Source organism: Stenotrophomonas sp. 22LJNL06-5-1 (genome assembly GCF_056861455.1).
Genome location: NZ_JBSPUE010000006.1, coordinates 184,747 through 206,019 on the forward strand (window position 1 = coordinate 184,747; position 21,273 = coordinate 206,019).

Below are 21,273 nucleotides of genomic sequence, written 5' to 3' on the forward strand. Positions count from 1 at the left end.
TGCACAGTGTAGTTTCGTGTTTTTCAAAAGTACACTGCCGGGTGTAAAATGGTGGTGTCCGTTCAGTTATCCGGTTCCCGCCATGCCCCGTGCCCCACAACGCCTGACCGACCGTAAACGCGAGGCCATCGTGCGCGCGGCGGTGGAGGAGTTCCGTGCATCGGGCTACGAGGCGACCAGCATGGACCGTATCGCCGAGGCGGCCGGGGTCTCCAAGCGCACCGTCTACAACCACTTCCCGAGCAAGGAAGCGCTGTTCTCGATGATCCTGGAGGAGCTGTGGGAACGCAGCGTGGCCAGCGACACATTGCCGTACCGCGCCGACCAGCCGCTGCAGGCGCAGCTGCTGCAGTTGCTGGGCCAGAAGCTGGAACTGCTCAGCGATGCCAACTTCATCGACCTGGCGCGGGTGGCGATGGCCGAGATCATCCACTCACCGGAGCGGGCGCAGGCCATCGTCTGCCGCATGGGCGAGAAGGAAAGTGGCGAGAGCGCATGGATCCGTGCAGCAATCGCCGATGGCCGGTTGCGCGAGGTCGATCCGGAGTTCGCCGGCCACCAGCTGCACGGGCTGGTGAAGAGCTTTGCGTTCTGGCCACAGGTGACGATGGGGCAGGCACCGTTGAACGCACTGGAGCGTGCACGCGTGGCCGAATCGGCGGTGGCGATGTTCCTGGGTTTCTACGCGGTCTAGCTGGCGGCGAAGCGGCGGAACTCGTCGGCCGGCAGCGCCGCCGAATACAGATAGCCCTGGCCGACATCCACACCCAGTGCGCGCAGCTGCTGCTCCTGCGCCAGGGTTTCGGTACCTTCGGCCACCACGATCGCACCGCAGCGGTGCGCGACTTCGACGATGAAGCGCACGATCGACTGCGACTTGGCGTCGGACAGCGTGGCGATCAGTGCCTGCTCGATCTTCACCTCGGCGATGGCCAGCTGCGAGAGCAGGATCAGGGTCGAATAGCCCGCGCCGAAATCATCCAGTGACAGGGTGACCTCCGCCGCCAGCAGCTGTTCGATGTTGGCATCGACCACGTCGCGCTCGACGATCTCGGTCCATTCGACGATCTCCAGGCGCAGCATCACGCCGGGCACATCGTGCAGTGCCAGCAGTTCCTGCAGGCGCAGGCCGAAGTCGGGCAGGCGCAGTGACTCGGCCGAAACGTTCACGGCGATCTTCAGCTGCGAGCCGTCGCGTCGGCACTGCTGCAGGAAGTGGATGGCCGACTGCAGCGTGGCCCATTCCAGTTCAGCCAATCGCCCCTGCCGGCGCAGCAGGGAGATCACCCGCATCGGCGCGATCAGCCGGCCCTCGCCATCGCGCATGCGCAGCAGTGCTTCGGCGCCGACCAGTTGGCGATCCTGCAGACGATGCTTGGGCTGGTAGCACAGCGGTGCGTCGCCCTGCTGCAGCCAGCGTTCGAGGGCGACTTCGATCAGGGCGTCGATCTCGCTGTCGCGCTGGATCGGGTCGTCGAAGAACACGACGCCGGATTCGATCGCACTCAGTGCCACGGTGATCGCGCGAAACGGAAGATGTCCTTCGTCGGCATCAGCGGGGGGCTTCAATTCGACCACCGCACAGCGGAACAGCGGCCGGAAGCCGGGCCAATCGCGGCCGACCCGATCGGCCAGGTTGCTGGCCAGCTCGGTGATCTGCGGCTGCGTGCGCAGTTCGGACAAGGTCAGGTCGCGCACCAGGATCGCCAGTGCTGCATCGCCGAACTGGTAGATCTCCAGTTGCCCGGCCGGCAGCGAGGGCAGCAGCCGATGCACCTCTTCGGTGCTGTCGCGCTGCCACAGGCCGTTGTCCTGCAGCGGACCGTAGCGCAGGCGCAGATCGCGCAGGTTGCCCATCTCGGCCACGATCAGGCAGGCCTTGCCGATGCCGTCGTTGTCGCGCCAGTAATGCTGCAGGCGTTCGCCGAGCGCACGCATGTTGGGCAGGCCGCTGATCGGATCGATGCGCAGCCAGGCCTGTTCGCGCTGGCGCTGTGCATCGATCTGCGCATCGTTGTAGACCAGTGCGAACACCGCGCCGAGCATCAGCAGTGATAGTGGCAGTGCCAGCAGGCGCTGGATTGCCAACTCATCCACGGGCAGCTGATGGGCGCCGATGATTGCTACGCCCAGGGCCAGGCCCAACGCAGTGACGACGATACGCACGCCCCAGGCCTGCAGGATCATGCGCAGCGAGAGTTCATTGAGCATGCGCGGGTGCAGGCGCCTGCGCAGCCAGACGCCGGCCAGCATCTGCAGCGTGGCCTCGAGGCCGGCGGGCAGGAAGTACTGGGTGCCGGCGAACTGGTAGCGGGCCAGCAGGCTGGCGCCCAGGCAGGCCAGGCCGCCGCGCCAGCCGCCGAGCAGTCCGCTGACCAGCAGGATGTCGAAACCCAGGTGGAGCTTGACCACGCCCTGGGTGTAGCGGGCCACGCACCAGGCGTTGAACAGGTAGATCAGGCCCAGCGCTACGCCGACATACAGGCGACGGCCTTCAATGGCGTGCCCGGCGCGGCGGGTGGCGATCAGCAGCACGCCGATCATGCCGATCACCGCCGTGGCCTGCAGCAGGTACAGCGGCAGGCTGGGCAGGGCGCTGTCCAGGACCTGGGCCGAGACCCGTGAAAGCGCATCCATAGCAGGTTCCCGCCTGTGACCGACGGCCAGTGACCAGCAGCGTAGTCGCAGCAGGGCGCAGGTTCAATTGCGCTGGCTGCGTTCGGGCAGGAGGTGTTCGGCCATGAAATCGACAAACGCGCGCACACGCGGTTGCTGATGGCGATGGCTTGGCCAGAGGGCCCAGAAGGTGCTTCGCTCGGTGCTCCATGGTTCCAGAACGCTGACGAGGGCACCGCGGTCCAGCGCATCACGCGTGGCGAAGTCGGGCAGGCACGCAATGCCATGGCCATCGATGGCCATGTGCAGGATCGTCTCAAGATGATTGGCGGTCATCGCGGCAGTCAGCCGCGTCTCAGAGCTTCCCTCATGCACGGGCAGTGGCCAGCGTTCGATCAGGCCGGTGCCGGGAAAGCGATGGAGAAGGCATGCGTGGCCGCTCAGCTCGTCCGGGTGCTGCGGCGTGCCGCGCTGGGCGAAGTACGCAGGGGCACCCACGCACAGCAGGCGGGTACTGCCGAGGTTGCGGCCGTGCAGCCGGGAGTCGGCGGGGCTGCCTGTGCGGACGACGGCATCGAAGCCTTCCTCGATGACATCGACCAGGCGGTCGCTGAAGTGCAGGTCGAGTTCGATGGCGGGGAAACGGTGCGCAAACGCTGAAAGCACCGGCAGCATCAGTCCGCTGGCGAGTGGAAGACTGACCTTCAGGCGACCGCTGGGCGCGGCCTGGGCGTCGGTCAGTTCGCGCTCTGCCGCGGCAACCTCGATCATGATGCGGCGGCAACGTTCAAGGAACTGCTCGCCTTCGGCAGTCAGGCTGACGCTGCGGGTATTGCGATTCAGCAGGCGGGCGCCCAGGCGCTCTTCCAGCCGGGCGATGGTCTTGCTTGCGGCCGAAGGGGTGATGCCACGCTGTCGTGCTGCGGCCGCGAAGCTGCGTGCCTCGGCGACAAGAACGAAGAGGCTGAGACCGGCAAAGCTGTCCATGACGTGGCCATTGATGACGTTTGTGTCATTAAAGTATGGACTGAATGGCGGATTCTTACGAAATAACGTCGCGGATAGCATTAATGCGGTGGCGCTTGGCCACGCTCGAGTTTCATCGACATGTCTGTTGCCTCTGCTGAGACGGCCGGATCATCACGCTTTGGAGTGGTGCTGGCAGGCTGCCTGACGGCGCTCACCATTCCCTTGAGCATTGCCAGCCCCGCCGTGGGCATTCCTGCCATCCGGGACGCGCTGGGCGGTTGCCCTGCGGCGTTGTCCTGGATCATCAACGCCTACCTGCTGACCTACGGCTGCACCACGCTGGTGGCCGGTGGACTGGCCGATCTGCATGGCAGGCGCCGGATCTGGATTCTGGGGGGCGTATCGTTTGCACTCGTCACCGGCCTGATTCCCTTGATGCCCGATGTGGCGTGGATCAATGTCCTGAGACTGCTTCAGGGGATGGCGGCGTCGGCAGCGTTTGCCGGCGCGATGGCGTCGCTGGCGCAGGTGTTCGACGGCCAGGCGCGGGCCAGGGTGTTCAGCCTCATCGGCACCACCTTTGGTGCAGGGGCCGCAGGCGGTCCGCTGCTGGCGGGCGGGTTGATCGATGCGCTGGGCTGGGAATGGGTGTTCTTCCTGCCGGCGTTGCTGGCGGCCCTGACCGTACCGCTGGTCGCCCTGTCATCCGCCGAATCGAGAAACGCCGGTTCGCCACGCCTGGATTGGCTGGGGGCCATCACCTTCATGCTGGCGCTGGGCTCACTCACCTACGCCATGATCGTGCTGCCGGAACGTGGCCTGCTGCATCCGCAGACGCTGGTACTGCTGGCGCTCTCGGTAGTGTTGCTGGGCGTGTTCATTGCGGTTGAACGCTCCCATCGAACACCGCTGCTGGATCTCGGGCTGTTCCGCAACCGGCGTTTTGTTGGCGTGCAGATTCTGGCCGCTGCCCCTGCGTTCTCCTACGTCGTCCTTCTGGTCGTGCTGCCAGCGGGGTTCATCGGTGTTGAAGGACTGCGACCCACCGAGGCTGGACTGGCGATGGCAGCACTGTCTGCACCCTTGCTGGTTGTTCCCCTGGTTGCCGGTTACCTGCTGCGCTGGATTCCGGCGCGGACGTTGTGCTGTGCGGGCCTGCTGATCGGCGCCCTTGGGCTGGCATGGCTGGCGCAGGTGTTCCAGTTCCCGTCGGTGCGCTGGATGCCGATGCTGGTCATCGGAATCGGCATCGGCCTGCCCTGGGGGATCATGGATGGCCTGGCGGTCAGCGTAGTCGGCAAGGAGCAGGCCGGCATGGCCGCTGGCATCTTCAATGCGATGCGACTGGCAGGCGATTCCATTGCCCTCGCGCTTGTCGGCATCATGCTCTCGGCCCGGATTGGCGGGAACATGATGCTGGAGGCCGGCGTCGTGGCCCGTGCCGCCGTGCACAGGCTGTCCATGGGCGACCTTGGCGGAGCGGTGGAGGCGTTGCCCGTTGTTTCGAGAACGGTGCTGGCCCAGGCGTACATGGAGGCCGTCCGTGGCCAGCTGTTTGTCCTGGCGATGGCGACCGTGCTGACCGCCATCGTGCTGGGGTACCTGTTGCGCGAAGAGGTCGAGCCTGGCCTGCGCAGCGGTAGTCAGTAGCGCGGGTCGGCGATGGCCGGCAGCACCAGTTCGCGCACGAAGCCGGACGGTGACAGCTGCAGCAACGCGCGCACCATCGCAACGACGTCATGCACGGGCACCAGTTCGCCGTCGCCGCGCGCTGCGGCCTCTGCCACCGGCACCGACAGTGCATCGTCGGTGTTGAGGTAGCCCAGCTGCAGGCTGGTCACCGCCAGGCGGCGATCGCGGAAACCCTCGCGCAGTGCATCGGCGATGCCGTTGAGCGCGAACTTGGATGCGCCGAACGCCACTTCCGGGCGGCCGCTGCGTGGCAGTGCCGAGGTCGAGCCGGTCAGCACCAGCTGCGGGCGTGGTGTGCCCAGCACCCGCGGCAGCAGGCGCTGCAGCAGCACCAGGGTCGCGGTGATGTTGACGTCGACCAGTTGGGTGAGCGCGGCATCGCTCTGGTCGAGGAAGGCGTACTGATCGCTGAAGGCGGTCTCTTCCCAGATGCCCAGGTTGTGGATCAGCACATCCAGATCGGCCGGTGCCTGCGCTGCGATGTGATTGGCAGCCATGGTGGGCTGGGACAGATCGGCTTCGATCCACTGCAGGGTGACCCCCTCGGGGCATTCAAGGTCGCGCGGACGCTTGCGCGAAACGCCGATGACGGTGTCGCCTGCGCTGCACAGGCCTTCCACGAACGCCCGACCCAGGCCCCTGCTGGCGCCGATGACCATCAATTTCATGTTGCTTCCTTGTTGTACTGCGGCAGCCTCAATCGGCTGCCAGAATGGTGTCCCAATCGGCGAACGCGCGCAGGCCGCTGCGCTCGGCGGTAATGATCGAGGCGGTGTTGTCGAGCTGGCAACGGTACTGAGGCTGCAGCCCAGCCGCCTGCGCGGACACGGCCATGGCGTGTACCAGCTGGCGCGCGTGCCCGCGACCGCGGGCCTCGGGCAGGGTCAGCACGCCCATGTCGGCCAGGGCTGGATCCAGGCTCCACGGGTACATGCTTCCCGCGGCAACCAGCCGCTCGCCATCGAAGGCGCCGAACACCTGCCAGTGGTCCAGCTCGACCCAGGCGGCATCGAGATCCTCTTCGCTGGCGCTGGCCTGGAACACGTCGAACGCGGCTGCGTCGGCCGGGTCGAGACGGCGGATGTGTGGCGGTGCAGAGCGCGCGGCCAGGACCGCAAGTTCTGCGGTAGGGAAGTAGAAGACACGATCCGCGCCATGGGTGCGCTGGCCGAGCTGCTGCAGACGCTGTTGCAGCTGCGCCAGCGTCCAGTGCGGTTGCACGTGCAGTTGCAGGCGAGCCGCCAGGGCAGGGCGCAGCAGGGCGCGCGCAGGGCCGACGAGCGGCTGCAGCAGCATGCCGTCCTCGCCCTCGTCGAAATCATCGCTGCACGCCAACTGCAGCAGTGGATCATCCTGCAGCGTGCGCTGCCCGCAGAACACGCCGCGCCAGGTCGCATCGATCAACGGGGCAAACACATCATCCATGACCGGTGTCTCGCTCAGTGCCGGGGCAGGTCCACCTGCAGGCCGGCGGCCTTCCATTCGGGGTAACCGGCGGCGAGCCGCTGCGCGGTCAGTCCGGCCTCGCGCAGCATCGCCACCGCATCGTTGGACAGCACGCAGTAGGGACCGCGGCAGTACGCGACAATGTGGACGGCACGCGGCAGTTCGTCCATCCGTGCACGCAGTTCCGTAACGGGAATGTTCAGCGCGCCGGGCAGGTGGCCCAGATCGAATTCCTCGCGCGGCCGCACATCCAGCAGCACCACGCTGCCGCGTTGGTCCAGCAGCTGCTCGACGGTCAGTCCTTCCAACGCATCGCGGCGCTGCAGGCTGTCGTGGATCACGCCCTGCATCTCGCTGCGCTGGTGGTCGGCATAGTCGCGCAGCGCGGCCAGCAGGTTGCCCAGCGGGCCATCACCACTGCGGTAGAGGATGCGCTTGCCATCGCGGCGGGTCTGTACCAGGCCGGCACGGCGCAGCTGCTGCAGGTGCTGGGAGGTATTGGCCACCGACAGCCCGGTCAGTTCGGCCAGGCGTTCCACTGCGCGCTCGCCCTGGGCGATGTGCTCCAGCAGGGCCAGGCGATGGGCATGGCCGAGCGTGCGGGCGATCTCGGCCAAGGCCTCCAGCGGTGAGGGTGGTGGCTCTGTTGCAGCGTTCATGCGGTGCACGCTAGCATCGCTCTATCATTCAAGCAAACAATTGAAGGTGTGCGATATGACTGGCGTGGCGATATTCGTGATGGATGCGGTAGTAGTCGGCGTGGGAGCAACCGCAGTAATGGACCTGTGGGCACTGGTGCAGCGGCGGCTGCTCGGTATTCCCTCGCTGGACTTCGCGATGGTCGGGCGTTGGCTGGGGCACCTGCCGCGCGGGCGCTTCCGCCACGACGGCATCGGCCGCGCGGCAGCGGTCAGTGGCGAGCGCGCGCTGGGCTGGACCGCGCATTACGTGATCGGGGTGGTCTTCGCGGCGTTGTTGCTGGCCGTGGTAGGGAGCGATTGGGTGCAGGCACCCACCCTGTGGCCGGCGCTGGCCTTCGGCATCCTCAGCGTTGCCGCGCCGTTCCTCATCCTGCAGCCGGGCATGGGTGCCGGCATTGCCGCTTCGAAGACCCCGGCGCCGGGCAAGGCGCGCCTGCGCAGCCTGGTGGCGCACAGCGTGTTCGGCGCAGGCATGTACCTTTCCGCGCTGCTGTTGGCCGCGGTTCGTGCAGGATGAGCGAGAATCCGTGGGGTCACCGGCAACAGGAACACCCCGGCATGGAAGCACCCAATCCCTCCACTGATGGCATGCCGCTACCGTGGGCATGGCAGGAAGCGTTGGCCGATGCGCGCATCGAGCGCCAGTCGATCGGTGTTTCGCGCGCGGATGTAGCCCGTGTGCAACGGCCGGGGCAGGCCGATGCCTTCGTGAAGTCGGAAGTGATCGACGCCTTCAGTGAGCTGGGCGATGAGATCGCGCGCCTGCGCTGGCTGCAGGCACAGGGACAACCGGCGCCAACGGTCATTGCCACCGCCGAAGAAGCGGGCCGGCGCTGGTTGCTGATGAGCGCGCTGCCCGGCCGCGACCTGGCTTCGTCGCCGGAACTCGCGCCGCAGGAGTTGGTGGAACTGCTGGCCGACGCGCTGCGCGGGCTGCATGCGTTGCCGGTGGCTGCCTGTCCGTTCAACCAGCGACTGGCCTCGCGCCTGCAGGCCGCGCAGGCCCGCGTCGAGGCGGGGCGGGTAGACGCCGATGACTTCGATGACGAACGCCTGGGCCAGAGTCCGCAGCAGGTCTTCGCCGAACTGTGCAGCACCCGGCCCGACCATGAAGACCTGGTGGTCAGCCACGGAGACGCCTGCCTGCCGAACCTGATGGTGGTCGAGAGGCGTTTCAGCGGTTTCATCGACTGTGGGCGACTGGGCGTTGCCGACCGCTACCAGGACCTGGCGCTGGCCGCGCGCAGCCTTGTCTACAACTTCGACAACACACGTTGGGTGGCGCCGCTGTTCAAGCGCTACGGCGTGGTGGCCGACGAACGACGGCTGGCGTTCTACCGGTTGCTCGACGAGTTCTTCTGAGCCCGCGCGTGGCTGGCGATGGCCGCGCAGATCAGGCCACCGACCACGCTCAGGTGCTCCAGCGCGAAGAACAGGGCCAGCTGCTGTTCCGCACCGTGCTTGGTCCAGAAGGTATGCACGATGACGATGGTCAGCAGCATGAACACCGCCAGCGCGCCGCTGCCCAGCCAGAGCAGACGGTCAAGCAGCAGGCACAGTGAGCCACCCAGCAGCACCACGGCGCTGGCGAGGTTGAACAGCACAGGCGGTTGCAGCCCGGCCGCCTGCATTTCGGCCACGCTGTTGTCCCACGCCAGCAGCTTGGCCAGGCCCGAGGACAGGAACACCACGGCCAGCAGCAGTCGGGCGAGGAACCACAGCACGCGGCTGTCGAGCAGGGTGGTGATCATCCGTGGCATGCAGGAACTCCGGGTTGAGCGTTGGGCGGGCCGGACAGCATCGGGCCTCAACAGCGGTTGAGGTCAAGGCAGGCTGAACGAAGCCCGATGGCGGTCGAGTTGCCGCCTTCTAATTGGACGAACGTTCGTTCACTATTTGCGCCATGAACCGAGCCGACCGCAACGAGCAACGCATCGCGCAGATCCTGCAGGCCGCCCTGCAGTGCTTCCTCGCGAAGGGATTCCACCAGACCAGCATGCGCGACATCGCGCAGGCGGCCGGTGTCAGCCTGGGCAATCTCTACAACCACTTCCCGGGCAAGGAAGCGATCATCCTTGCCGTGGCGGTGGCCGAGAGCGAAGAGCTGGCACCGTTGCTGCAGCGACTGGCCGCGTCCGAAGGCGAGCGCGCACAGGTGCTGGTGTTCCTTCAGGACTTCCACGCACTGTGCCGGCAGCCGGAATGGGCGACGCTCGCCGTCGAAGTGCTGGCCGAGAGCGCACGCAATCCTTCCGTGGCCAAGGCGTTTGCGGCCAATCGCAGGCAATTGCAGGCGACGCTGGCCGAAGCCCTGCAGCTGGTGGCACAGCGCGAACGTCGGCGTCCCGTGCTGGCCCCGGCACTGCAGGCGCAGGTGCTGCTGGATGCAATCGAAAGCGACGCACTGCGTCGGGGGCTGGGCGAAGCCGATGGCACCGATGAGGCATCGCTGGATCTTGGCCTGCTCGCGCTGCTGCTCGGGGCACGCGCATGAGCGCCGTGGACCGGCGGTTGCACGGCCTGGATCTGGCACGCTACCTGGCACTGGCCGGCATGGTGCTGGTGAATTTCCGTCTGGCGATGGCCGTGCCGGCAGAGGGTGAGGGTTGGCTGGCAGGGTTCTTCCATCTGCTGGAAGGCAAGGCCTCGGCGACGTTCGTTACGCTGGCCGGTCTTGGCCTGGTACTGGCCACGCAGCGGCAGGGTTGGTGGCCGGCCAGTGTGCAGACCTGGCGGCGCGCACTGTTCCTGATGGTGCTGGGCCTGCTCAACCTGACCCTGTTCCCGGCCGATATCCTGCACTACTACGCGGTGTATTTCGCGTTGGCCGTGGTGTGGCTGCGTGCCTCGCCGCGGGTGTTGCTGGCCAGCATCGTGGGCCTGGCGGCCTGTTCGTTCTGGGCGTTGCTGCACTGGGACTACAGCGAGGGATGGAACTGGCAGACGCTGGAGTACGCCGGTCTGTGGCAATGGCCGGGCGCGGCCCGCAACCTGCTGTTCAATGGCTTCCATCCGCTGCTGCCGTGGCTGTGCTTCTTCCTGCTGGGGATGCTGCTGGCACGGCTGCAGCTGTCGCAACCGCGGGTCCAGCGCGCGCTGCTGGTGCTGGGCCTGCTGCTGTTCGCGGCTGGACATGGCGTGCAGCAGCTTGCGCAGGGAGCGCCCTGGCAGGCGTGGCTGGGAACGCAGCCGATGCCGCCGGGACCGGCCTACGTACTCACCGGTGCGGGCGCAGCGTGCAGTGTCATTGCCGCCTGCCTGTGGCTGACGCGCGTGCGACCGGGTGACTGGCTGGAGCCGTTCACCGCGGCCGGTCGCATGACCCTGACCCTGTACGTGGGCCACATCCTGCTGGGCATGGGCACGCTGGAAAGCCTGGGCCTGCTTGATGGCAGTGCATCGCTCGCGTCGGTGCTGCTGTGGGCACTGCTGTTCCTGATGCTGGCGACCGGCGCGGCATGGCTGTGGTCGTGGCAGTTCGCACGCGGCCCGCTGGAGGCGGTGATGCGGCGCATCGCAGGCTAGTTCTCTGGTCCTGCCGAGGCAATGTTGTGACGGACATGTCTGTGTCGTGGCGAGCGCATCTGCGATAGTGGTGGCAGGTAACACTTTCCGCTTGCATCCATGTCATTCGCTTCGGCGCAGCATCTCGGCGAAGTCCTGCAACAATCCTATGGCATCACCCCCACCGCCGTGGTGCCACGCCCGGTGGGTGCCGACGCCAATGCCAGCGTGTATCGCGTCGATGCGCGGCACGGGCAGTGGTGGTTGAAGTGCCGCACCTACCAGGTCGATCCAGCGGTGTGGGACAGCCTGCACTGGATGCGTGGCACGTTGGGTATCGATGAGATCGTGGCGCCGTGGCCAGCACTGACCGGTGGTGCGTCGGTGCAGCGCTGGGGATTGCAGTTCACCTTGTTCCCTTATGTGGAAGGCCAGTCCGGGTTCGAGGCGGCGTTGAGCCGCACGCAGTGGAAACGGCTGGGTGAGGTGTTGCGCCGCCTGCACGGCGCACAGCTGCCGGCGGAACTGCAGCGGGCGCTGCCGATCGTGCGGCTGGAAACCGCGGCGCTGGAGACCGTCGGGCAATGGTTGGCCGGCGAAGGCCTGGCGGCCGCGAAGGATGGGCTGGGCCGCGCATTCGTTTCGGTGTGGGACCAGCAGCATGCGCGCATCGCGGCGCTGCATGCGCAGGCACGGGAGCTGCTCGCGGCATTGCAGGATGTGCCGGTAGACCTGTACCTGTGCCACACCGACCTGCATGCCGGCAACCTGCTGATGGGCAATGACGGGGGCCTGCACCTGATCGACTGGGATGGCCTGTCGCTGGCGCCGCGCGAGCGCGACCTGATGTTCATCGGCGCGGCCGTTGGCGGGCGCTGGGGGCGCGAGAATCCGCTGGGCTTCGAGGACGGCTACGGCAGCGACCGCGGCGACCCGCGCTGGATCGCCTGGTACCGGCACTGGCGCATTCTGCAGGACCTGATCGAGTTCCAGCAGGTGCTGCTGGGCAGCGATGGAGAGGAGCGTTCGCCGCAGCTGCGCCGGCAGTCGCTGCACTACCTGGGCGAGCAGTTCGCGCCGGGAAATGTGTTCGATGCGGCGGAGCGGGTGTATCGCGGGTTGGATTAGGTTCTGGGCCGTTGCCAGGATCGCCCCGGGTAGAGTCGACTGTTAGTCGACTGCTCTTCGATTGGAACAGGCAAAGCCCGCGCTGCGCGCGATAGTCGACTAGCAGCCGACTCTACCAGGGGTTTGTCCATCGAGGCGGTTTTCATTCGGCGGGCTTGGCCGCTGCCGAGGCCGCCGCGCTCGCGGCGCGGCGCGACAGCACGGCTTCGCGATGGGCGATGTACGCGTTGGCGGCGAGGATGATGCCGGCACCGATGATCGTCCAGCGGTCCACTGTTTCGTTGAACAGCAGCCAGCCGCACAGCGTCACCAGCGGCAGCTGCAGGAAGCTGATCGGAGTCAGGGCGGAAACTTCGCCCAGGCGCAGCGCGCGCGTCCACAGCAGCTGGCCGACGGTACCGAGTACGCCGGTGGCCAGCAGCCACAGCCACGCCACGCCGGTGGGCCAGACCCAGACGAACAAGGCCGGGACCAGCGACAGCGGCACCCAGAACACGTAGGTGTAGAGCACAACGGTGTCTGCGCTGTCGATACGGGTCAACTGTTTGATCTGGATCGCCACCAGCGAACTGAGCACGGCCGCACCGACAGCGACCAGGCTGCCAGCCGTGAAGCCGGCAGTGCCGGGGCGGACGATCACCAGCACGCCGATGAAGCCGACCACCACCGCGGCCCAGCGGCGCACGCGCACGGTCTCGCCCAACCACAGCACGGCGGCGATGGTGACGAACAACGGGGTGGAGTACGAGAGCGAAACCGCCTGCGCAAGCGGCAGGTGGCCCAGTGCCCAGAATGCGCACAGCATCGAACCCAGGCCAATCGCACTGCGTACGAAATAACGCGGCAGCTGCTGCGTCTTCAGCGGCGCGTGGCCGGGGCGCAGCAGCATCGGCAGCAGCGCCAGCAGGCCGAAGGCATTGCGGAAGAACGCCACTTCCTGGGTCGGCACGTAGCGGGTGGCATAACGGATGGCCACGGCCATCAGGCCGAACGCCATCGTGCTGCCGAGCATCAGCAGCGCCGCCCGCATCGGGGTGGCGCTGGGGGAAAGGGCGGGGCTGTTCACCACTGTGCGCCGAGCAGGCGGGGCTCCGGTTCGATTGGCACGCCGAACTTCTCCAGCACGGAGGCCGAGATGCGACGTGCCAGCGCCAGCAATTCAGCGCCGCTGGCATTGCCGTGGTTGACCAGCACCAGCGCGTGGCTCGGCGCAACGCCGGCATCGCCTTCGCGGAAACCCTTCCAGCCGCAGGACTCGATCATCCATGCCGCCGAGACCTTGCGCTTGTCCTCGCGGTCTGCCGGGAACACCGGTAGCTCGGGGAAGTACTGCAGCAGCACGTCGACCTGTTCCAGCGGCAGCACCGGGTTCTTGAAGAAGCTGCCGGCGTTGCCCAGTACATCCGGGTCGGGCAGCTTGCGGCGGCGGATCGCGATCACCGCGTTGGCCACGTCTACTGCGCTCGGTAGCTCCACGCCCTGCGCCTGCAGCTCCTCGCGGATGCCGGCGTAGTCCATGCGCAGGTCGTGCAGCAGCGGCAGCTTGAGCTCGATGGCGGTGATCAGGTAGCGATCCGGCTGCTGCTTGAAGACGCTGTCGCGGTAGGCGAAGCCACACTGTTCGTTGTCCAGCCGCACCCAGGCCTGTTCCTCGCAGTCCCAGGCTTCAACGGCCTGGATGAACTCGCCGACCTGCGCGCCGTAGGCACCGATGTTCTGGATCGGCGCGGCACCGGCGGTGCCGGGGATCAGGGCCAGGTTCTCCAGCCCGGACAGGCCTTCCTGCAGCGACCACATCACCAGGCCATGCCAGGGCACGCCGGCGCCGGCGCGGATCACCGCATGGTCGGCGCGGTGTTCCAGGAAGCTGATGTCACGGTTGCCGAACACCAGCACGGTGCCGGGCAGGTCTTCGGCGATCAGTACGTTGCTGCCGCTGCCCAGTACCAGCAGCGGGCCGCTGGCCACGTCGGGCAGCGCGAGTACGTCCGGCAGCAATGCAGCATCGTGCAGTTCCAGCAGCTGTGCTGCGCTTGCCTGCACATGGAAGGTGTTCAGCGCCTGCAGCGGCGCATTGCGGGTGAGCGTCCAGCGCAGCGGGGCGTTGCCGTCGACGGTATCCATGGGCGCGCTCACAGTGGGGCCACCGCGCCGCGGCTCGGCGCTTCGCGGCGACGACGGATCGCCTCCACGCATTCGGAGACCAGCGCCGGGCCACGGAAGATCAGGCCGCTGTAGCACTGCACCAGTGCAGCGCCGGCGGCCATCTTGGCTACCGCGTCGGCACCGGACAGGATGCCGCCGACGCCGATCAGCGGCACCGATTCGGGCAGGCGCGAGCGCAGGCGGCGCAGCACCAGCGTGGACTGCTCCAGCACCGGCGCACCGGACAGGCCACCGGCCTCGTTGGCCAGCGGATCGCCAGCCACCTTGCTGTGGTCGATGGTGGTGTTGGTGGCGATCACGCCGTCCACCTGCAGCTCGCCGAGCACGCGGGCAGCGGCATCGATGTCGCGTTCGCTGAGGTCCGGCGCCACCTTCACCAGCATCGGCACGCGGCGGCCGTGGCGGGCGGCAAGGTCTTCCTGGCGGTCGCGCAGCTGGCTGACCAGCTGGCGCAGCGCGGTTTCTTCCTGCAGCTCACGCAGGCCGGCGGTGTTGGGCGAGGAGATGTTGACGGTGATGTAGTCGGCCAGCGGATAGACCTTGTCCAGGCAGGCGATGTAATCGTCCACGGCCTGTTCGTTGGGGGTGTCCTTGTTCTTGCCGATGTTGATGCCGAGCAGGCCACGGCGGTTGCGCGCGCGCTCGACGTTGCGCACCAGCGCGTCCACGCCCGCATTGTTGAAGCCCATGCGGTTGATGATCGCGTTGTGTTCCGGCAGGCGGAACAGGCGCGGCTGCGAATTGCCGGCCTGCGGGCGCGGGGTGATGGTGCCGATCTCGACGAAGCCGAAACCCAGCGCGAACAATGCATCGATGTGCTCGCCATTCTTGTCCAGGCCGGCGGCCAGGCCGACCGGATTGGGGAAGGTCAGCCCGAACACCGTGCTGGGCATCGGCGCGATGCGTGCGGCCAGCAACGGCGTGGTGCCGGTGCGATAGGCCAGGTCCAGTGCGGACAAGCCGAGGCCGTGGGCGCGCTCGGCGTCGAGCGAGAACAGGAAGGGGCGGGCAAGCGAATACATGCGTAGGTTTCAGTCCAGCGTGCCGAGGAAGGCTCGGGTTCGATATTCAAAAGCGACCTGGCCGTCGACCGCGTGGGCGGCGAACAGGTCCCGCAGAGCGTCGATCATCGGCGCGTGGCGCGGATGACCTGATTGGGGTGCGTAGGAGGAGGACAGCAGGCGCCCGCGCAGGGCATCGAAGTCCAGATGCTGCACGTTCGGCAGCTCCACCCTGCCGCGCAGGCCGGGGCCGAACCAGGCCTGCATGGTGGCATCGTCCTGGTAGCGCTCGGCTACGGCGGTGTAGTCGGTGCCGTAGTCCAGCAGCAGCTGTTCGTAGCCGATCAGGAACGGGCTGGCATCGAGCAGGCGCGAATTCCAGTAGATCAGTGCCAGGCCACCTGGACGCAGGATGCGCTGCCACTCGGCGCGCACCGCCACGGTATCGAACCAGTGGAAGGCCTGTGCGACACTGACCAGATCGATGCTGGCTTTGTCCAGGCCGGTGGCCTCGGCGCGCCCATCGACGGCGGAGAAGCGTGGGTACTGGGGTGCCAGCCAGTGTTCGGCGGCGGCGCGCATGGCGGCATTTGGCTCGACCGCCACCAGCGGATGACCGCTGGCGAGAAACTGACGGCTGGAAATGCCGGTTCCTGCGCCGATGTCGGCCACCAGCGCCTGGTGGCTGACGCCCATCGGACCGTGCAGCCAGTCCAGCAGCGCGGGCGGGTAATCGGGCCGGTAGCGGACGTAGTCGGCGACGCGGCTGCTGAAGCGTTCAGTGCTGTCGGAGGCGGTCATGGCGTCAGTTCGACACCGCCGCCAGCCACGCCAGGCCACCGAAGAACAGGATGAAGACCAGGATGGCGGCGATCACGGCGCCGACCATCACCCAGCCCAGTACCAGACCGGTGACGGCCAGGCCATCGCCTTCCAGTTCATGCGGGCGGCGGCGGATCTCGGCGCGGGCCATGTGGCCGGTGATGATGGCCACGATGCTGGCCACGAAGGGCAGGACGGTCCAGCTGGCGATGCCCATGACCAGGCTGACCACGGCCAGGGCGCTTGTCTGTCGGGGTGCCACGCTCATCGGGGTCCTCCTTGGCAGTGTGCACATGATAGTGCCTCTGCCCGGGCAATCCCATGCCCGGCGGATGCGATGGCAGGTGTCGGCCTTGGTCGACGAAAGACATGCCAACCAAGGTTGGCAGCTACCGGGGGGCGGTATCAGCCCATCAACACCTGGCCGCCATCCACGTTGAGCACGCTGCCGGTGACCCAGCGCGCCAGTGGCGAGCACAGGAACAGGGCGGCGTCGGCGATCTCGCGCGGGTGGCCGAATCGACCGAATGGGATCTTCGCCAGGGTGCCGTGGTACAGGGCGGGGTCTTCGGTGCGGCGGCGGTCCCACAGACCGTCAGCGAACTCGATCGAGCCCGGTGCGATGGCATTGACCCGGATCCGGTCCTTGGCCAGCGCTATCGCCTGCGAGGTGGTGTAGTGCGACAGCGCGGCCTTGGCGGCGGCGTAGGGCGCGCCACCGGGGCGCGGCTGCTGCGCGGCAATCGAAGAGAGATTGAGGATGCAGGCATCGCTGGATGCGCGCAGCCAGGGCAGGGCCAGGCGCGAGGCCCGCACGGCTGCCATCAGGTCGATCTGCAGGCTGGCGGCCCAGCCATCTTCGTCGTCGGCCATGCCGTAGCCGGTGGCGTTGTTGACCAACACATCGATGCCGCCGAGTGCATCGGCGGCGGCCTGCAGCCAGGCCTGGATCTGGCCGGGGTCGGCCAGATCGGCAGGAAACGTGTGCAACTCGACACCCTGTACCAATGCATCGGCACGCAGGGCATCCAGGCCGGCCTGGCCGCGGGCGCAGACCGCGACCTGCGCACCGGCGCCGGCAAACGCCAGCGCCATTTCACGGCCAATGCCTTTGCTGCCACCGGCGATGAGTACGCGGCGGCCGGTGAAGTCGAGGGTCGGAGCCCCTGCGGGGATCCGACCCACAGACGTCTCGGCGTCGTTTGCCATCACAGGTCGAACTTGATGCCCTGGGCCAGCGGCAGCGAATCCGAATAGTTGATGGTGTTGGTCTGGCGGCGCATGTAGACCTTCCACGCATCCGAACCGGACTCGCGGCCACCGCCGGTGTCCTTCTCGCCACCGAAGGCGCCGCCGATCTCCGCACCGGACGTGCCGATGTTGATGTTGGCGATGCCGCAGTCGCTGCCGGCGGCCGACAGGAACTTCTCGGCGGTCTTCAGGTTCTGGGTGAAGATCGAGGACGACAGGCCCTGCGGCACGCCGTTCTGCATGTCGATGGCTTCGTCGATGCTGTCGTACGGCATCACGTACAGGATCGGCGCGAAGGTCTCGTGCTGGACCACGGCGTCGCTGTTCTTCAGGCCGGAGACGATCGCCGGCAGCACGAAGTTGCCTGCGCGGTCGATGCGGGTGCCACCGGTTTCGATGGTGCCGCCGGCCGCCTTGGCCTGGGCGATGGCATTGAGGAACTGCTGCACGGCGCCATCGCTGTTCAGCGGGCCCATCAGGTTGGCGGCATCGGTCGGGTCGCCGATCTTGCCTTCCACCTGCTTGTAGGCCTTGACCAGGGTGGCCAGCACGTCGGCGTAGATCGAGCGGTGCACGATCAGGCGGCGGGTGGTGGTGCAGCGCTGGCCGGCGGTACCGACCGCGCCGAACACGATGCCCGGCACGGCCAGCTTCAGGTCGGCGGTTTCGTCCAGGATGATGGCGTTGTTGCCACCCAGCTCCAGCAGGCAGCGGCCGAGGCGGCGTGCGACCTTCTCGTTGACGGTGCGGCCGACTTGGGTCGAGCCGGTGAAGCTGATCAGCGGCACGCGACGGTCATCGACCATCTTCTCCGACAGTGCCGTGCCGGCATCGTTGATCAGGAAGAAGATGTCCGGGAAGCCGGCTTCGCGCAGGGCGTCGTTGCAGATCTTCAGCGAGGCGATGGCGGTCAGCGGCGTCTTGTTGGACGGCTTCCAGATACACACGTCGCCACAGATGGCGGCCAGGAACGAATTCCAGCTCCACACCGCGACCGGGAAGTTGAAGGCCGAGATGATGCCGACCAGGCCCAGCGGGTGGTACTGCTCGTACATGCGGTGGCCGGGGCGCTCGGAATGCATGGTGTAGCCGTACAGCATGCGGCTCTGGCCCACGGCGAAATCGGCGATGTCAATCATCTCCTGCACTTCGCCATCGCCTTCCGGCTTGCTCTTGCCCATTTCCAGCGCAACCAGCGAACCCAGGGCGTCCTTGTGCTTGCGCAGTGCTTCGCCGCACAGGCGCACGGCTTCGCCGCGGCGCGGGGCCGGCGTGGTGCGCCAGACCTTGAAGGCCTCTTGGGCGCGCGCGACGACGGTCTCGTATTCGGCCTCGGTGGTTGCGCGGACCTGCGCGATCGGCTCGCCGGTGGTCGGGTTGACCGGGGTGATCAGCTCACCGCTGGTCGCGCTCGACCACTCCCCGTTGCCCAGGTACGTGCCAGCGTTGATCGCGTCCAGGCCAAGGGACTTGAGCAGCTCGGAAGACATGCAGACTCCTGTGTTTCGTTACGTTGTTTGGCGCCATCGCGGGCAGGTGGGGGACGCGATGAACAGAACCGCCGATGGTAGCAGAGGGCGGTGGTTGGGCTTTGGTGCGGTGCGGGGTGGGGCGGTGTGCGGGATCGTCAATACGTTGACGTTCCGGGCGTTGGCGCGATCATCGGCCGGTTCAGGCTTGACGCAAATCGACGCATCCTGAAGCATTGCGATACATTAAAAAATACTAATATTTATAATTACTTAGCACTCATTCGAGGTGTACGGTAACGACTTCTGCCTCAAGCTTTTCCTATCTTTTGTGTGTGATTTCATTCACAATGCCTCCACATTTGATTGACGAAATCCCGACGAAGCCGTGCTGGAAGGGGAGTCCATGCACGTGACGACGAATCCTTCGGCGTCGTGTCGGGCCGATAATGGAGAAGTGCTTTGCTACATGGATCAGTAGAAGACCTTCGCGCGGAGCGGGCCCGAACAGGTCGCCGCCGCGTCGAGGCCCGGGCCGCCCTTGAGCTGGGACTGCGCCTGGGCGATCTGCTGCTCTTGCCGGGCATGGCAGTGCTCTCCCACATGCTGCTGAACGGAACGGGCGCGCCGGACTCCTCCCAGCGCATCGTGTTCGGCGCGGTGATTCTCAGCGCCATCGTCTGCTTCTCTGTAGCGCCGGTGTACCGCAACTGGCGGATCCGGGGCCTTCTGGCGGACCTCTGGCTGTTGCTGCTGGCCTGGTCCGGCACCTTCGCGCTGTTTTCCCTCTATGTCGTGCTGGTTGGCCTTGCTGACGCGGTGCCCTCCGCCTGGCTTGTTGGCTGGTATGTCCTCGGGTTGGGCGCCATGTCGGCCCTGCGCGTGCTGTTGAGGGTGCAGTTGCATCGCCTGCGCTCGCGGGGCATGGATCATGAGCGCATCCTGCTGGTCGGGCTGCGGGCGCCTGCCCTGAGGCTGCATCGCCTGCTGCGCGGGAAGCCGGAACTGGGCAAGGACGTGGTTGGCTATTTCGCCAGTGCCGGTGATATTGCCACCCGTCGTGGTGGGGACTCCCCGCAGCGGCTGGGTGTCCTGGAGGATGTCCCGAAGTACATGGATCAGCACCGGGGTGAGTTCGACCAGGTCTGGGTGTCCATGCCGATGGGGCATGCGGCTGCAATCAAGGACATGCTCAAGCAGATCGAGCGATTCCCGGTGCCGATACGCCTGATTCCGGACACCACGGGGCTGGGCGCGTTGAATCCCGGCGTGCACCAGGTGGGTGACGTGCCGATGATTGGCGTGCGCCAGGGCCTGGTGGATCATCGCTTCCGTCTGTTCAAGCGGGTTGAGGACATTGTTGTGGCAGGCATTGCGGTGATCCTTCTGGCGCCGCTGTTTGCCCTGCTGGCGATCGGTGTGAAGCTGAGTTCGCCGGGCCCTGTGCTGTTCCGCCAGAAGCGTCATGGGCTGGGCGGCAAGGAATTCTGGATGCTCAAGTTCCGTTCCATGCGCGTACATGCAGAGGGTACCGGGCAGATCACCCAGGCGACGCGCGGTGATCCGCGAGTGACCCGGTTCGGCGCGTTCCTACGTCGCAGCAGCCTGGATGAGCTGCCGCAGTTCTTCAATGTACTGGGCGGTAACATGTCGGTGGTGGGGCCGCGGCCGCACGCGATCCAGCACAACGATCACTATGAACGGGTGATCGAGCGCTACATGCACCGGCACTACGTCAAGCCTGGCATCACGGGCTGGGCGCAGGTGCATGGGTTGCGTGGCGAGACGCCGGAGCTGCGCTCGATGAAGAAGCGCGTCCAGTACGACATCGACTACATCCGGCGCTGGAGCCCGACGCTGGATGTGCGGATCATCGTGCTGACGGCACTGAAAGTGCTGGGGCAGAAGTCGGCCTATTAAGGCAGCTGTATCCTGGAACTGCGACGTAATTCCATGAATCTGTTGGTGATTTCATCACCTGTAATGCGCGTGTAAGGTATGCTGTGCGGCTGCTGCCGTTCCAGGTTGTTTCTGGTTGCGTGCGTCGCAAGGAATGCCACAGGATCCAGATCAGTGTTCAAGAACGTTCTTTTTGTATGTGTGGGCAATATCTGCCGCAGCCCTTCAGCGGAGGCCATGCTGAGAGAGGCTGTCTCTGGCAAAGGCATCCAGGTGTCTTCGGCTGGCCTTGGTGCGCTGGTTGGGCACGGTATTGATGCCACCGCGCAGGAGCTGCTGGTAGAGCAGGGGCTGGATGGCCTGGCCCATCGTGCCCGCCAGATCGATGACGCCATCCTGGGCGCAGCCGATCTGGTGCTGACCATGGAGCGAAAGCACGTTCGCCGCATTGCCGAGATCGCCCCCCAGGCTTCCGGCAAGACCTTCCTGCTGGGCAAGTGGCAGCAGGATCGGGAGATTCCTGATCCTTATCGCCAGCAGCGCCCGGCGTTCGAGCATGTTTACAAGTTGATGGCCGAGGGCGTGGAGAGTTGGGCGCGGCACTTCTAG

The 21,273-nt window shown here is 66.4% G+C and carries 22 protein-coding genes; 9 read left to right on the plus strand and 13 right to left on the minus strand.

Annotation, left to right across the window (positions count from 1 at the left end):
- Positions 1 to 82 precede the first annotated feature (82 nt).
- Complete coding sequence (locus tag AC13GF_RS14380) at positions 83 to 694, plus strand: TetR/AcrR family transcriptional regulator (protein WP_483005048.1); 612 nt, start codon at positions 83 to 85, stop codon at positions 692 to 694.
- Here AC13GF_RS14380 and AC13GF_RS14385 read toward each other — a convergent pair.
- Entirely contained in the window at positions 691 to 2,637 is a 1,947-nt protein-coding gene (locus AC13GF_RS14385) for an EAL domain-containing protein (RefSeq protein ID WP_483005049.1), read from the minus strand. The genes AC13GF_RS14380 and AC13GF_RS14385 overlap by 4 nt on opposite strands.
- 63 nt (positions 2,638 to 2,700) lie before the next feature.
- Entirely contained in the window at positions 2,701 to 3,684 is a 984-nt protein-coding gene (locus AC13GF_RS14390; protein WP_483005050.1) for a LysR substrate-binding domain-containing protein, read from the minus strand.
- Positions 3,685 to 3,807: 123 nt separating this feature from the next.
- On the opposite strand from AC13GF_RS14390, the gene AC13GF_RS14395 reads away from it, so the two are divergent.
- Positions 3,808 to 5,235 (plus strand): MFS transporter, encoded by a 1,428-nt coding sequence (locus AC13GF_RS14395; RefSeq protein WP_483005051.1) that lies wholly within the window; start codon positions 3,808 to 3,810, stop codon positions 5,233 to 5,235.
- Here the strand turns inward: AC13GF_RS14395 and AC13GF_RS14400 are convergent.
- The 3 genes from AC13GF_RS14400 to AC13GF_RS14410 are packed head-to-tail and all read right to left on the minus strand — an operon-like array spanning position 5,229 to position 7,382.
- Positions 5,229 to 5,945: an SDR family NAD(P)-dependent oxidoreductase gene (locus tag AC13GF_RS14400; protein ID WP_483005052.1), complete on the minus strand. Its 717-nt coding sequence runs from the start codon at positions 5,943 to 5,945 to the stop codon at positions 5,229 to 5,231. The two genes, AC13GF_RS14395 and AC13GF_RS14400, sit on opposite strands and share 7 nt — an antisense overlap.
- A 28-nt stretch (positions 5,946 to 5,973) precedes the next feature.
- The gene (locus tag AC13GF_RS14405) at positions 5,974 to 6,702 is read right to left on the minus strand and encodes a GNAT family N-acetyltransferase (protein ID WP_483005053.1); all 729 of its coding nucleotides are present in this window, start codon (positions 6,700 to 6,702) and stop codon (positions 5,974 to 5,976) included.
- A gap of 14 nt (positions 6,703 to 6,716) precedes the next feature.
- On the minus strand, positions 6,717 to 7,382 hold the full coding sequence (locus AC13GF_RS14410; RefSeq protein ID WP_483005054.1) for an ArsR/SmtB family transcription factor: 666 nt from the start codon (positions 7,380 to 7,382) through the stop codon (positions 6,717 to 6,719).
- A 55-nt stretch (positions 7,383 to 7,437) separates the two neighbouring features.
- Between AC13GF_RS14410 and AC13GF_RS14415 the strand changes: the two genes are divergently transcribed.
- Both AC13GF_RS14415 and AC13GF_RS14420 read left to right on the plus strand, forming a co-directional pair.
- A complete protein-coding gene (locus AC13GF_RS14415; RefSeq protein WP_483005055.1) occupies positions 7,438 to 7,941 on the plus strand; it encodes a DUF2938 domain-containing protein in 504 nt (167 codons plus the stop codon).
- A gap of 41 nt (positions 7,942 to 7,982) precedes the next feature.
- Positions 7,983 to 8,786, plus strand: a complete 804-nt coding sequence (locus AC13GF_RS14420; RefSeq protein WP_483005056.1) for an APH(3')-II family aminoglycoside O-phosphotransferase — start codon at positions 7,983 to 7,985, stop codon at positions 8,784 to 8,786.
- Here the strand turns inward: AC13GF_RS14420 and AC13GF_RS14425 are convergent.
- Positions 8,759 to 9,184 carry a DoxX family protein gene (locus AC13GF_RS14425; RefSeq protein ID WP_126928025.1) on the minus strand — a complete coding sequence of 142 codons (426 nt, stop codon included), beginning with the start codon at positions 9,182 to 9,184 and terminating at the stop codon, positions 8,759 to 8,761. The two genes, AC13GF_RS14420 and AC13GF_RS14425, sit on opposite strands and share 28 nt — an antisense overlap.
- A gap of 143 nt (positions 9,185 to 9,327) precedes the next feature.
- Here AC13GF_RS14425 and AC13GF_RS14430 point away from each other — a divergent pair, with 143 nt between their 5' ends.
- From AC13GF_RS14430 to AC13GF_RS14440, 3 genes are all read left to right on the plus strand, one after another.
- Positions 9,328 to 9,918 carry a TetR/AcrR family transcriptional regulator gene (locus tag AC13GF_RS14430; RefSeq protein ID WP_483005057.1) on the plus strand — a complete coding sequence of 197 codons (591 nt, stop codon included), beginning with the start codon at positions 9,328 to 9,330 and terminating at the stop codon, positions 9,916 to 9,918.
- Positions 9,915 to 10,949 (plus strand): DUF418 domain-containing protein, encoded by a 1,035-nt coding sequence (locus AC13GF_RS14435; protein WP_483005058.1) that lies wholly within the window; start codon positions 9,915 to 9,917, stop codon positions 10,947 to 10,949. The genes AC13GF_RS14430 and AC13GF_RS14435 overlap by 4 nt, the downstream gene beginning before the upstream one ends.
- A gap of 99 nt (positions 10,950 to 11,048) precedes the next feature.
- The gene (locus tag AC13GF_RS14440) at positions 11,049 to 12,056 is read left to right on the plus strand and encodes a phosphotransferase (protein WP_483005059.1); all 1,008 of its coding nucleotides are present in this window, start codon (positions 11,049 to 11,051) and stop codon (positions 12,054 to 12,056) included.
- Positions 12,057 to 12,198: 142 nt separating this feature from the next.
- On the opposite strand, the gene AC13GF_RS14445 is transcribed toward AC13GF_RS14440, so the two are convergent.
- From AC13GF_RS14445 to amaB, 7 genes are all read right to left on the minus strand, one after another.
- Positions 12,199 to 13,086 (minus strand): DMT family transporter, encoded by an 888-nt coding sequence (locus AC13GF_RS14445; protein ID WP_295556954.1) that lies wholly within the window; start codon positions 13,084 to 13,086, stop codon positions 12,199 to 12,201.
- A gap of 32 nt (positions 13,087 to 13,118) precedes the next feature.
- A complete protein-coding gene (gene murB, locus AC13GF_RS14450) occupies positions 13,119 to 14,180 on the minus strand; it encodes a UDP-N-acetylmuramate dehydrogenase (protein ID WP_483005060.1) in 1,062 nt (353 codons plus the stop codon).
- Positions 14,181 to 14,188: 8 nt separating this feature from the next.
- The gene (locus tag AC13GF_RS14455; protein ID WP_483005061.1) at positions 14,189 to 15,244 is read right to left on the minus strand and encodes a quinone-dependent dihydroorotate dehydrogenase; all 1,056 of its coding nucleotides are present in this window, start codon (positions 15,242 to 15,244) and stop codon (positions 14,189 to 14,191) included.
- Positions 15,245 to 15,253: 9 nt separating this feature from the next.
- Positions 15,254 to 16,024, minus strand: a complete 771-nt coding sequence (locus AC13GF_RS14460; protein ID WP_483005062.1) for a class I SAM-dependent methyltransferase — start codon at positions 16,022 to 16,024, stop codon at positions 15,254 to 15,256.
- 4 nt (positions 16,025 to 16,028) lie between these two features.
- Positions 16,029 to 16,313 (minus strand): DUF4190 domain-containing protein, encoded by a 285-nt coding sequence (locus AC13GF_RS14465; RefSeq protein WP_049445846.1) that lies wholly within the window; start codon positions 16,311 to 16,313, stop codon positions 16,029 to 16,031.
- Between the two features lie 137 nt (positions 16,314 to 16,450).
- A complete protein-coding gene (locus AC13GF_RS14470; protein WP_483005063.1) occupies positions 16,451 to 17,254 on the minus strand; it encodes an SDR family NAD(P)-dependent oxidoreductase in 804 nt (267 codons plus the stop codon).
- Positions 17,254 to 18,786 carry an L-piperidine-6-carboxylate dehydrogenase gene (gene amaB, locus AC13GF_RS14475; protein ID WP_125437565.1) on the minus strand — a complete coding sequence of 511 codons (1,533 nt, stop codon included), beginning with the start codon at positions 18,784 to 18,786 and terminating at the stop codon, positions 17,254 to 17,256. Before amaB ends, AC13GF_RS14470 begins: the two co-directional genes overlap by 1 nt.
- 441 nt (positions 18,787 to 19,227) lie before the next feature.
- Here amaB and AC13GF_RS14480 point away from each other — a divergent pair, with 441 nt between their 5' ends.
- Both AC13GF_RS14480 and AC13GF_RS14485 read left to right on the plus strand, forming a co-directional pair.
- The gene (locus AC13GF_RS14480) at positions 19,228 to 20,685 is read left to right on the plus strand and encodes an undecaprenyl-phosphate glucose phosphotransferase (RefSeq protein WP_483005064.1); all 1,458 of its coding nucleotides are present in this window, start codon (positions 19,228 to 19,230) and stop codon (positions 20,683 to 20,685) included.
- A 153-nt stretch (positions 20,686 to 20,838) separates the two neighbouring features.
- Positions 20,839 to 21,273 (plus strand): low molecular weight protein-tyrosine-phosphatase, encoded by a 435-nt coding sequence (locus tag AC13GF_RS14485; protein WP_483005065.1) that lies wholly within the window; start codon positions 20,839 to 20,841, stop codon positions 21,271 to 21,273.